The following is a 13,353-nucleotide window of genomic DNA, read 5'->3' on the forward strand; positions in this document are numbered from 1 at the left end:
GTTTTAGTATGAGAAGTTCCAAGGAAGCAGTGAGTTGATATCAGGCTCTGGCTTTGCCAGTTCTTTCATACATTTGACCATGTAATCGTAGAGTATCAGTCCGTTCGCTTTCGCCGTCTCGATGATGCTATACAGCAAAGCACTCGCATCAGCACCAAGCGGATTCGTCGAGAATAACCAATTTTTTCTGCCAATGACCAGCGATTTGATTGCGCGTTCCGCTCGGTTGTTGTCGATAGATAAATGCCCATCTTCAACATAGCGTATCAGCTTAGGCCACTGACCCAAGGTGTACTTGATCGCTTTACCAAGAGGACTCGATTCGATGACTTTCTGCGTGGTTAACCAGTCATAGAAGTCATCCAACATCGGTTTAGCCTGCGCTTGTCTTTCTGCCCAACGCTCTTCAACCGAAGCCAGTTTTAATCGAGATTCAAGTGCGTACAACTTTTGGATTTTGGCTAACGCCACATCCGCTTTACCTGTTTTACCCTTGCCCTGAAGCTTCTTCGCTTCCATGAACTTACGACGTGCATGAGCGAAGCAACCGACATTAGTGACGTTGCTTAATCCATCATAAGCCGCGTAACCATCACTTTGCAGATAGCCTGAGTAATCACCCAAGAAGTTCACGGGGCACACTCTCGCGCGACTGTTTTGATAGTCGAACAAGACGATATTTTTCATGTCAGGGAGTTTAGCTTCAGGGGAGTCGGCTCCCGAGCAGTACAACCACATGTAACATTGCTTGTCTTCCTTGAGCACATTGAGCGGCGTTTCATCGGCCTGAACCACCACTTGTTCGAGTAAGTGAGCCTTCAGTGCCTGATAAAGCGGTTTGAACTTTTCACTCACCTGGATTACCCACCTGGCCATGGTCGTTCTCGATAACTCGATACCTGATTGGGTGAACAAGGTTTCCTGACGATACAGCGGAAGCGCATACTGATATTTGCCTAAAATAATGTTGGCAAGCAGACTTTCGGTAGCGAAGCTTTTGGGGATGATACTTATCGGTGCGGGTTGTTGGTGAATGTGGCTTTTTTCAGCCTGTTGTTCACACTGACGACAGGCGTATTTCGGGCGAACGACTTCCAATACTTTTAGGACGGCGGGCGTGAACTCCAGCTTTTCACTGCGGTCTTCGCCGATTTTATGCAGAGCGTGTTGGCAGCATGAGCACTGCTTGTCGTGCTCATCTAGGTCAAGTACGAGTGTTTCACGCGGTAAGTCTTTAGGCAGCGGTTGACGTTTACCACGACGTTTAATGGTCGTCGTTGTGGTGGTGATAACCTCATCTTCCGCTTTCGCCGCTTCACATTCCGCTTCATTGAAGAGGTCACCTTGCGCTTCATTATAAGGCTTTAACGCTTCCGAGCGTTTGGCGAATTGACGGTCAAGGGCCAGTTTAAACTGTTCAATTAAGGATTGGCGCTCTTGTTGCCACTCTTTTTTCTCCGACATCAACGCTTTCACCATAGCTTGAAGCTCGGCGATGTCTTGGCTTTCTGGGTTAATATCGGGCGTCTTTTTCATGGCATTGATTATACTAAAAACACCACGTCAAGGCTTGGTATAACTGACTTTTATCGAGATTAACTCATTGTAAAATTGTCTATTTTTATCGGTTTATGGCCGATTATCGTGAAGCCAGATAACAGTCTATCTAAGTCAAATTGAGTCAGGGTGTAGACCTGTTTTTTCTCTTGAGTGGGCCATTTGAATTTGGCTTTTTCGAGCCGTTTGTACCACAGGGCGAAGCCCGTTTTATCCCAGTACAACACTTTGACTTTGTCGCGTTGTTTATTGGTAAACAGGAAAAGTGCGCCTGTACCTAGCGGCAAATCGGTTTCGGACTCGATAATCGCCGCTAGGCCATTGATGGATTTTCTAAAGTCCACGAACTCTCGATACAGGTAAACATTCGGGGCGCTCAACATTCGTTTCATGACAGTGCTCCGATTAACTCTGCCAGATACGAGGCAGGTGTACCCTGTGGAATGCTGAGTTCAGCGTCATTAATAAATAATGTCATGTTGGCGACGGGTGTTTGAGTTACTTGGTAGCGAGTCGTTTTTTCAACGACTTCAGCTTTGATAAAGCCACCAGTTTGAGATTGCCCAAAGCACTGCAATTGTTGACGCTTTGCATAAAAGGTCGAAAGACTCAGACTATGGCGCTCGCAGAAAACACGCTGGGATAGTTGACTGGATTGGTATTTTTCAAACAAGGTTTGCCATTCTTGGTTGGTGCGTCGTTTTGCCATTTCAGATCTCCTTGAGGTTGGAGATTTGATCTTATGGCGGACTGAGGTTGATTAGAATGCGGTGTTTATGATGCGCTTACAGAGCAATTATTAGAGTGCTACGATCAATTAAACGGATGTAATTCCAACTCCCAACCTCCAGAGGTACTCAAGAGAGCTACTTTGATAATGACCCTTACTGCTTGGGAAACCTATGTAGAAGACATAGCAAAAGAGCTTGTTGATGCAAAGTATGGAGTCGTTAAGGGGTCTCAACTTGGGCGAATAGTAGAAAATCGGCTTGAGGAGCACCTCAAGTACTTCAACAATCCTGGATCTCAGAAAACAAAAGCTTTGTTCGAAGAATTCTTTGGCATTGATGTTACTGAAGCTTGGGTGTGGGGTAACGTCCACACCGCGGATGATGCTCGTACGCAATTAAACAGATGGCTAAAAAAGCGAGGTGAGGCTGTTCATCGTGCCCAAACTGACAAAAATGAAGCTCATATCGTCAAGCGTGAAGAGTTGAATAAGTGCATCAGGTTCTTTAGAGAGCTAGTGCCCGTAACTGATGCAACACTATCAGATTTATAAAAATAAAAAGACTCAAGACAAAAACTTTAACTGTCAAAAATTCTGATTTTAAAGAATCACGTACACAAAGTATGCAGTGCATGGCTGGGATATGATTTTTGGTATGCTGCGTATTATTAGGTATTTATGATGGATGTAATCAAAAGAACTCCTCTAGGAAATATTAAATCTTGGTTGAAAACATTCGAAGGTAAACGAACTAACATCCATGGTTTACCTTTATGGGCATTAAAAGTAACGGATACTGAGCTACTAGAACTGAGAGTTCTTTTTCAGCATCTTTTTCGAGGAAAAGACCCTAAGACAATTCTCAATTATTACAGTTGTCGTGGTAGTGATAAAGCCAATGAATTTGATCGACTATTTACTCTGTATATCTCAACGTGGTTGCAGCGCAACTATCAAGGTGAACGATTGCGTTGGCCTCCAGTGTTAGAAAATATTGACATCAAACATAGTACTACGCTTATGCCTTCTATCTATCAATCGATAGATAATGGTTTGGCTGGTTGGGGAGTTGATGTTTATAGCACTGAAAATAGAGATCAGTACTTTGCGACGCTATATTGCCAGGGAGGTTTCCCTAGGGCTGGACTTGTTGGGTTGAACAATGGACCTGTTCCCAATTATTTAAATGCTGTTATTCAGCAATACTCCCAATTTCATCATACAGCAACAGCAGAAGACATCGCCTTAAAAGCGATGGATGATCTACCGGTTACTTTGCGTCAAAAGCCGTTTGCACAGCTTGCTGCTGAGCTGATTAATTGTCTGCTCAAATTACGAGATAAGTATCATTTATACTCAGAATCTGATCCTGTTTTAGCGCTTGATATTAAATGTCCTAATTGGCGTAATCAGCTGCCATTCTTATTGTGTGATAAAGAAGCGTATGAGTTAATGCAAAAGCTTCTTCGTCGAACAGCAGCCTTGATCAAGCGAGAGCAAAACCCGGTCAGAATTTCTCGATATATTGAAAAAGGAGTCAATAGTTGGCAACTTGTTGCCGAAACTCATATTAACCATACGATACATCCCGAAGATTTAATGAGATGTATTGGGTGCCCAAACTTACCCATATTTTTTGATTTATATACACAGACAGAGTCCGGTGAACGTTCTCGATCTGCATCCTTTAATTTAAAAGGTGTTGGAGCGAAGCGATGGCAAGTGGTCCCAAATGAAACTCGTTTCTTTAATGGTGATGCGGCGTCTGAAATCAGCTTTGAACTTTGGAGTGATGGTAACAAGATCTGTGAGAATACCTATTATAGGGGAGAAGAGCTCAACCCAGATTTACCATGGGTCTTCTCGCAGTCGGGGGAGCGTTATCATTTTCTTGGTCAAGGTAATACGAAAGTTGCTCATGAGAACGTTTTGGTGGTGTTTGCAGGACAGCTAGAACCTGCAAACGTCTTGTCGACAGTTGAAGTCGTTGGGAAACTCGGGGCGTTAGGACAAACGGTATACCGATTAGCGGGGCAAGCTTATGCCCAAGTTCTTTCTGGTAAGTTCACGATCACAACGCTAGCTGAAGAAGCAGGTGATCTACACTGTTGGTTCGATGGTGATCGTTGTATTGAAGCGATTTCGTCAAAGCATGTGTACAAAGGTGTTCCTAATATCTACTACCGTGAAGGTTTAGGTGAGAAGGTGTGTGTGTCTCGTTCTGAGTTATATTGGCAGGCGGAAAACTCAGAACGAGTCGAGGCTTTGACGGGCAGTTCGTTAGAACATGGTCTTGGCACCATCAGTTGGCAAAAAGATGGCGAGTTGAAGTGGCAGTCTAAATGTGCTTTGTTACCGGAAGGTTCGGGTTTTGATGTCATTAGCTATGAACAGGGTGAACTAGAGCTTAAAGTCCTTGGATTTGGTAACGATATTGACGTTGGTTTGATTGAAGAACAATCGAATTGGCTAAGGGCGGTTGATAAGTATGAGGAGCTTTATTTAGGTGAAATACAGCTACCTCGTAAAATGTCAGATGTTATAAACCCCGTAATCTGTTGGCACAGTTTGATAAATAATAAAATTACGTTTGAGTTACCTACAGAGCAGAGTGGTGTCTGTTTATTAACACCTGAAGGACGTCCATTTGTACATACTAAGACAGTTTTGACGTTAGATGATTTATATAGCCATAAATTAAAAATTCAGCTGCCTCCTGATTCTAGAAAGAGGTTTGTAAACGTGTCGGCAGTCCTTATAAAAAATAGAAATCATGAGGCTTTTGTTTCACAAACTATTGAGCTAGAGGGTGGTGGAAGCCAAATTGTGAGCAGCAGTGTGTTAGCTAAGCTTGCGCAATTACTGTTTAACCAATCGAGCGACTTACGGGATGTGGTTACTTTTAGGTTCTTTGGTGATGAAGAGTTAGAGTCTGTGGTACCTAAAGTCGAATGCTACAAGCATCATGTTAAGAACTTTATAGTGGATGATGAACTTGTCGGTGTGAAGCTTGTTAATTCTCGTAGTCATAAGAATCGCGAAGGCATAAAGATGTATGCTGCCCCAATGTGGGATTTAAATCGAGAGCATATTGAGTTAGAAAGGTACGCCAACCCATATAATGATTTAATTTTTTCACTTCCGTCCACTTCTGAATATGGACCTTGGTTTCTTTATTCCTCTTTAGAGAACAGAATTCAGCCTAGAGCTGTAATTATTTCAAGGCCGAAAATAGAAATATCAAGCTATGCGGAAGTCTTAAATCATGAAATGGTGTTGCCATCATTTTCATGTGATGGTCAGGAGTTGTCCAATGCAATAAGAGATTTGAAGTTTAATAGTTCTACTTATGGTTACGACTTTTCTGATATTGACAGAATCTTAGAGGTTTTGGCGAACGACATATATCATGATGATTGGCAGGTGGTACAAGGTTTTGTGGAAGCCCTTGATTATGCAGAGCCAAACACATTTCATGTTATAAATCGCTTATTGTATTCTCCAAAGGCTTTAGCTTTACTACTTTTAAAACAAAGTGACCCTAGACACTTTGAAAATGTGTGGCAAATGGCGAGCAAAATGCCTTTTGAATGGCTCAGCTTATCGGTCTCAACGTGGAAGCATGCTATTGAACATAATCTTTTGAGTGCTTTAGATAGTTTGAAACCTCTGAGCAGTGTGTTTAGTGATAAGCAATATAAGGAAGCCAAGAAAGGATTGTTTTTTTCCAAGCTTGAACCATTAATGAGCAAAGGGGAATACTTTAAAACTGTAGCTGAATTTTGCCTATATGAACTGTTTGATATTGAACCTGAATGGCTTCTCTCTTCAATATGGGAAGGAGAAGGAACAGTTGTTGATAATTTCTATGGAGAAAAAAGTAAATTATTTTTGCGACATCAGGGAAAGCTATTACGCAATGTTCAAAATAAGACTAATGATTTTCGTTTGCGTGAGCTACTGAACACTACGTTTAGCCGTGAGCTTTTGCCAGGGACGTTAAAAGGTTTTGTTCAACCACCTTCCCTTGAATCAGAAAAGGCAGATCACCGAGCGGTTGTATTAGATCTACCAATCAAAGTTGCTTTCAATAATATGAATGCTTTTAAATCGGATAATGTTCAAGCTTTTAAGGTACTCGATGACAGTGAGCAACTACTGCTCAACTTTGCATTGTCACGCTTGCAACAATTTGATCGGCAATGGTTGCAAGCCTCTATGGCATGTGCTGTAAAAGCAACCACATTATATAAGTTAGAGTCTATGGATGAATAAAATGAGACAACCTAAGAGTATTAATTTTTCTGCCCTATACGAAGATTTAACTTCGGTTACTTCTCAAGCAGTCATCAATAGACTTCGTCTAAACAACCCGTCTTTGCGCGCTTTTTTGCGTGAAGAGTTTAAGCCCCAATTTGGCAGAGGAAATGATTTTTTTGCTCAACCTGTATTTGAAGCCACTTTTGGTTGGCGGCCTGCGGATAAAAAATACAATTTAAGTGGTCTTCAGCAGCAAGGAATGATCGCGCCTAGCTTGGTGAATAATCTTGTGTCTCCTCCGATGCCATTCCCAGAAAGTGACGATGAGAGAGAAGAATATGTGCGCAGAGGTATTACTGAGGACCGTTGCTTTGAAGATATTCAAGAAGACTATACTTGGCCGATAGACCGCCCTCCGTATGCTCACCAGTATGAAGCATGGAGCCATCTAACGTCTGATACAACAAAATCAGTTGTTGTAACTTCGGGAACGGGCTCAGGTAAAACCGAGTGCTTCTTAGTTCCTCTTTTAAATGACTTGGCCAAGCAAGCAAGCAAATCCACTGATGATCTAGTCGGTACACAGGCTATATTCTTGTATCCGTTAAATGCTTTGATTAACTCTCAACGAGAGCGTTTGAGCGCTTGGACTCGCGGATTTGCCGGAAAAGTGAAATTTAGTCTGTATAACGGAGAGACTCCTGAGTCTGAATCAGATAACAATAAAAAATCTAAAGGTCAAAACAAGGCACCAGAACAACTTTTTTATCGTAAAGATATCTGGAAAACACCTCCGCCTATATTGGTAACCAATGCCACAATGCTGGAATATATGCTTGTTCGTCAGAAAGACCGCCCCTTAATCGAGAAATCAAAAGGTAAACTGAAATGGATTGTTCTGGATGAGGCACATACCTATGTTGGCTCTCAAGCGGCGGAAATTTCATTGCTGTTAAGACGAGTAATGCATGCCTTTGGTGTTGAACCGGAAAATGTTCGTTTTGTGGCTACGTCTGCAACGATTGGTGATAAAGCAGACCAAGATAAGACCAATGAAAAATTACAAGAATTTTTAGCGAAGCTTGCTGGTGTGAGAACAGAACAAGTTGTGGTTGTGAATGGTCATCGTCTCATCCCGCCAATTAAAAAACCTTTCTCTCAGACCTCATTCCAAATGGATAAAGCGAGGACACTTTCATCGGGGGATTTATACGATTACCTTTCACAATATCCGACATTACTTAAATTACGAACTATCTTGACGGAAATGCCGTTGTCTCTTGGCGAAATTGTTAAGGTTGTGTGGCCAGAAAAGGATGTTATCGAGATTCATGATCAGAAAAAGGCTCTAGAACTCATAGATCTTGCTACTACTGCTTACCCTAACGGTGATGAAAAGCGTGAGCAAGCCTTTTTGCCGGTTCGAGCTCACATATTCCATCGAGCTCAAAGAGGGTTATGGGCTTGTGCTGATCCTGAGTGTTGCAACAAAAAGGGAACAGCTTTGGAAACTGGGTGGGAGTTTGGCAAGGTATACACTCAAGAAAAGCGACATTGCGATGGTGACTGCGGTGCCCCAGTGTTTGAACTTACTCATTGTATTGACTACGGTACGCCAAGTCTTACAGCAGTAAAAACAACGGCGGAAGCTGGTATTAAGTACCTTGAAGGTAGGGAAGTTGATCTACTTGATGATTACGCTGATGAAGTTGAAGATTCAGGCGAGCAAGATGAAGAAGAGCTCTTGGAAACTGAGTTTGAAGCTAATGTTCAATTATTCGGCAAATCTTTAGCGAAAGGTAATCACTTTGATAAGCTGGGCTGCACCACAGCATACATCGAACGCTCTTCGAACCGCATCCACGACTCATGGCAAGAAAACACGTTAGCTGTTTTTTACAACCAGAGTGACCGTTTAGATGGAGTTCGATGCGCTTGCTGTAATAAAGTTGAAAAGACACCTAATACAACATTTAAGCGTGCAATTCTTGGATCTCCTTTCTTAATGGGATCTTTAGTGCCAGCAATGCTTCGCCACATCCCAAGCGACAATCCTTACGATATGAAAGGTAAACGATTGATAACGTTTACAGACAGTCGACAAGGTACGGCACGTTTTTCAGCAAAAATGCAGCTTGATTCCGAACGCAATTGGGCTAGAGGATGGATATATCGTCAGGTATTGACAAAAAAACAGAGCAATTCGATTTTAACAGTCGAAGAAGAACTTGCAGTGCAGACGTTAAAAAATGCAGGTTTGTCTAGTGAAATGATTGCAAGAACAGTCCCTAGTTATGGCGCGATGTTAACTCCTTCACTTTTAGATTGGTCTGAGGCCAAAGATTTGTTAGCGAAAGAGCCAACTATTCAACTCCTTTCTGGTGAGTTTCTCAATGAGCTTGAAGATGAAGCAAAAGAGAAAGTGCAAGAGAAACTGCCAGGCGAATATAGTCTAAGATCGGAAAAGTTAGGTGAAGCAAAAGAGTTAGCACATCTCTTCTTACTGAGAGAGTTCTCTCGTCGAGCTAAGACGGCAAACAACCTTGAATCAATGGGGTTAGTTAAACTCTGTTACCCTGATATTGAAAACCTGATCAGCGACGACCTATGCCCCGAATGGCAGCAGCTTGGTTTCGGTCTTCAAGATTGGAAAGATTATCTTAAAATTTGTCTCGATTTCTATGTCCGAGAAAATACCTTCGTTGATATGCAGCCTTACCAGTGTGATTGGATGGGGGCGAAAATCATGCCGCGCCTATTGAAGCCTTCGGACTTTGAACCTATTGAGGAATTCGAGAAGAAGGTTTATAGAAAATGGCCCAAAGTGAACAATGGTAGTCAACATCGATTGGTTCGATTAATTGAGATAGCTAAGGAGATTGATGCTAAAGAGCAAGAGGGGTTGCTGAATCCAATTCTCGAGTTTGCTTGGAAAACACTGACCCAAAAACTTAATTTATTGGTTTCTCATACTCGTATTGAAAGAAAAACAGGTAACGAAGTAACAGGTTATCATCTTGCCTTTAATGAAAAGATTAAGTTTGAACATATTACCAAAGCTTGGGTATGTCCTGTAACTCAACGATGGTTAGATACGACTTTTCGGGGACTGTCTCCTTATACCAAAACAGGCTCTGTACGAAGAGATGTTGAATGTCTAAATGGACCTTTCGATATATCGATACCTGATATTCAGTTTTACGATGATGAAACGAAGCAAGCATTGAATCATTGGTTGGAAAATGACAAAGAGATCGTACGATATAAAAATGATGGTACTTGGTCTGATGTTCATGATGGTGTAATCAAAGGGATACCCCTGATTAGAGCTTGTGAACACTCAGCACAGCAAAGTTCATCGAGCTTACAAGCATTTGAAAAGGCATTTAAAAAAGATCATCTAAACGTTTTAAGTTGTTCTACTACGATGGAGATGGGGGTTGATATTGGCTCGCTAAGCATGGTTGCCATGAACAATGTACCTCCGGGGCCCGCTAACTACTTGCAAAGGGCTGGGCGAGCAGGTCGCCGTAAAGAATCAACTGCGTTAGCACTTACATTCTGTAAAGCGACCCCTCATGGTGAAAGAGTGTTTGCAGAGCCTAAATGGCCGTTTATCACACCCATCAGTGTGCCCAAAGTGGCTTTAGATAGCCCCACTATTGTGCAGAGACACGTAAATGCATTCCTATTAGCCAGTTATCTGTCTGATATCCTTAAAAAGACCAATGATTTGGTGAAGATGCAGGCTGCCAAATTCTTCAAGGAAGAGGCTGCACAGTCCAAAGCTCAAGGCTTTATTGATTGGTGTTTAACCGATGTGAACGATGATGAATTTGTTATTAAAGGCTTAAACGCTCTTAAATTTGATAGTGCTTTTTCTGGTTATTCATCTAAAGCATTAATTGAAAGAACTGTCGCGGCAATGGAGTCTTCGATGACGAGTTGGTTATCGCAGCACGAAGCGCTGTCAAATCAGATAAGTTGTGCGCAAGGAGGAGTTGATGATTTCGGTGCTAAACGAAAATTAGAGCGTCAGTTAAAGCGTTTTGAAAAGAACTATTTGTTATCAGAGCTTTCGGCAACTAATTTTTTGCCTGGATATGGCTTTCCTACGGGAGTTGTAACACTAGTGACAAATAACAGAAATGAAAGACGAGAAGATGCTTATATTAAACATTCTTACCCAAGTCGAAGCCTTGATGTAGCTTTGCGAGAATACGCACCTGGTGCTGACATTGTGGTTAATGGTGCAGTATATCAATCACAAGGCTTGCAACTAAACTGGAAGATGCCATTTGGCGAGAACGAAATCAAAGAAGATCAGCTCTTAAAATATCAATGGGAATGTAAGAATTGCTCTAACATTGGTGTGGAGTCATATACGGTTGATAGAAAAAAACACCGATGCAACGCTTGTGGTCACTCTCACCTAGTTTGGAATGAGTTTATTGTCCCTTCGGGTTTTATCGTCGATTATAACAAGCCTCTTAATAACAATTACGCTCAGCCGCATTATGCACCTTACAAAGAAGGAAAGATTTCTATTAATGATACAGATTGGCAGATGTTGTCTGATACTAGTTTAGGTCGTTTTAGAATCTCCGAGTCTGGAAGCATCTTTCATTACAATGATGGTAATGGAGGGGGGTATGCTCTGTGTTGGTGCTGTGGGAAAGCGGAGGCTCTGGCTATTGAGAAAAAAGGTAATAAAATTACTCAGCAAGGCACTCCGCAGATTGCTAAAAGTCATCGACGTTTGCAAGGTACAAAGGTTAGCGATTCGCTGAAATGTGAGAGTTCTAGTAGACCATGGAGCATCAAACAAAGCAAAGTTTCAGGAACTGATAATCAAGTTGTTGTGCCATTTATACTTGGTTACCCACAAACGACAGGTATGTTTGAGCTCCAGCTTAAGCATCCTAGATCAGGCGTTTGGATTAACGATGAGAAGTGGATGTATACCTTAGGTGCCGCTTTGCGTCAGTTATTGTGCCTCGAAAAAGGGATCACTACGCAGGAGATTGGGTTATCGATTCGCTCAAGAAAAACAGAAGATGGCGATTCTGTAACGAGTTTATTTATGTATGATTTGGCAACTCAAGGAGCTGGCTTTTCTACGTCTATCCCTGAGTTATTTAATACGTTGATGGGACGTGTTATCGGCTATTTAGAGTCATGTACTCAAAAGTGTGAGTCGGCCTGCCACGCTTGTTTGTTGGACTACGATACACAACATCAAGTAAAAGTGTTAAATCGAAATTACTTGATTGAAGAACTGGTCAGTTCGCAATTTATTGAGAAGCTTTCTCTTCCAAAAGAGATGCAATTCTTCGGTCATCGATCTCAGGCAGAACTGTTGAATGCACAGCAAGTGATTCATCGTAACATCAATGTAGTATCTGGTATCGATTTCTATATATCCGATACTAACTGGAGTTGGTCGGATTGGCCTGTTCGTTTGCTTATGCTAAGTATGCTGAACAAGCAGCAACGAGTTCGTATTATGCTGACAGAAAATGTCGCTCAATCGATCGACTCGGATTTGGCATGGGAAATTCAAAAGCGGACGACCTCAGACGTAGAATGGTATATTGCAGAATTTGAAAAAAGTTTGGAGAATTCAGCGTTCCCATTGATGAGTCTCTATAAGAACAACCGGACTATTTGGTACGCAACCAACGATAATTCTCAATTATCAGCTAACGCTGGTTGGGGGAACTCCAAACATAGCTGCCTAGTTAAAAGCTCATACTTTGAGTCAAAGATCATGTTGAGAAGTTTTGATCTACAGTCACTATCGAGAGCTTCAGAGCTTAATAATAGCGGTGTCACTATCATCGAGAACATTGATGAGCAATTGGATGTCAATGTTCAGTCTTTTGGCAAAGAGTTTGTTGAATTCTTATTTACTAATGTAGAAGGCTTAAAAGAGCAGCTTCATGATAATGTCGAAAAAATTGAATATTTCGATAAATACATTGTGAGCCCAATCAGTGCTCACCTTATCGTCAACGTGTTGGCCAGTTTAAAACGTGCGATTGGCAGTTTTACCGCTGAAGTCATGACGGCAGAGCCAAAACAGGATCATAGAGGGCGTAGTCCATATTGCGTGGCAGATAACTTTTACGATGATGGTTCGTTACCTGAGTTTATTAACACTCTAGGACGACAATTTAACTTGGCGGTGTATAGTGAGGTTTGTGAACCACGTAATATGCCGCATGGTCGATCTATGGTTATACATCTTTCTGACAATTCAATCGTAAAACTAATCTTCGATCAAGGTATGGGCTACTGGACAAATCGAAGAGTTTATTCACGTGAACGTTTCGATTTTGATGATGTGAATTATGAAGCGACTGAGGCAAGTAAATGGAACTTTAGTGTAAAATCCGCTGATCATGATAGCTATATCGTGGTTCAGAGATAGGGAGTATTGTGAATGACGTATTTAGCGATTGATTCATAGTTCATAGGTTGTTAGTTACCTTTCGCAGAAGTGGAGCGTGAAAGTAACTTTCTTACTGATGAAGTTTGGCTGAAGTGGATGATTCACAAAAATATCAACATATGGTTGTTTTAATCGATATCAATATATGGTTGTATTTTGGTTAACTATATGAAATATAGGAAAATACGAATATCATCTTATGGTTGTATCAACAACCATAATTAATCAGAGCCGCTTTTGCGGCTCTTTTTTATACAAATGATTTTGTTTCAATCAATAAGATTACCTATATATTCTATTTGATTCGGTTGGTTTTGATTTATACAACCAAACGTAATCTATACCACTTGAC

5 protein-coding genes and 1 pseudogene are annotated in these 13,353 nt (G+C 41.5%); 3 read left to right on the forward strand and 3 right to left on the reverse strand.

Annotation, left to right across the window (positions count from 1 at the left end):
- Positions 1–3: 3 nt before the first annotated feature.
- Genes tnpC through tnpA form a run of 3 tightly spaced genes read right to left on the reverse strand, consistent with a single transcriptional unit; the run spans position 4 to position 2,266 of the window.
- Positions 4–1,536 (reverse strand): IS66 family transposase, encoded by a 1,533-nt coding sequence (gene tnpC, locus CCZ37_RS14420; RefSeq protein ID WP_094499613.1) that lies wholly within the window; start codon positions 1,534–1,536, stop codon positions 4–6.
- A 59-nt stretch (positions 1,537–1,595) separates the two neighbouring features.
- Positions 1,596–1,949, reverse strand: coding sequence for an IS66 family insertion sequence element accessory protein TnpB (gene tnpB, locus CCZ37_RS14425; protein ID WP_094499614.1), 354 nt, complete (start codon positions 1,947–1,949; stop codon positions 1,596–1,598).
- Positions 1,946–2,266, reverse strand: coding sequence for an IS66 family insertion sequence element accessory protein TnpA (gene tnpA, locus CCZ37_RS14430; protein WP_094499615.1), 321 nt, complete (start codon positions 2,264–2,266; stop codon positions 1,946–1,948). The genes tnpB and tnpA overlap by 4 nt, the downstream gene beginning before the upstream one ends.
- A 138-nt stretch (positions 2,267–2,404) precedes the next feature.
- On the opposite strand from tnpA, the pseudogene CCZ37_RS14435 reads away from it, so the two are divergent.
- The 3 genes and pseudogenes from CCZ37_RS14435 to CCZ37_RS14445 all read left to right on the forward strand — a co-directional run.
- Positions 2,405–2,839, forward strand: a pseudogene (locus tag CCZ37_RS14435) (HEPN domain-containing protein); the annotation flags it as partial.
- 126 nt (positions 2,840–2,965) lie between these two features.
- A complete protein-coding gene (locus tag CCZ37_RS14440; protein ID WP_157729210.1) occupies positions 2,966–6,562 on the forward strand; it encodes an STY4851/ECs_5259 family protein in 3,597 nt (1,198 codons plus the stop codon).
- Position 6,563: 1 nt separating this feature from the next.
- Positions 6,564–12,980, forward strand: coding sequence for a DEAD/DEAH box helicase (locus CCZ37_RS14445; RefSeq protein ID WP_094502098.1), 6,417 nt, complete (start codon positions 6,564–6,566; stop codon positions 12,978–12,980).
- The last annotated feature ends 373 nt before the right edge of the window (positions 12,981–13,353 follow it).

The organism is Vibrio qinghaiensis, from assembly GCF_002257545.1.
GTDB classification, from domain to species: Bacteria; Pseudomonadota; Gammaproteobacteria; order Enterobacterales; family Vibrionaceae; genus Vibrio; species Vibrio ordalii.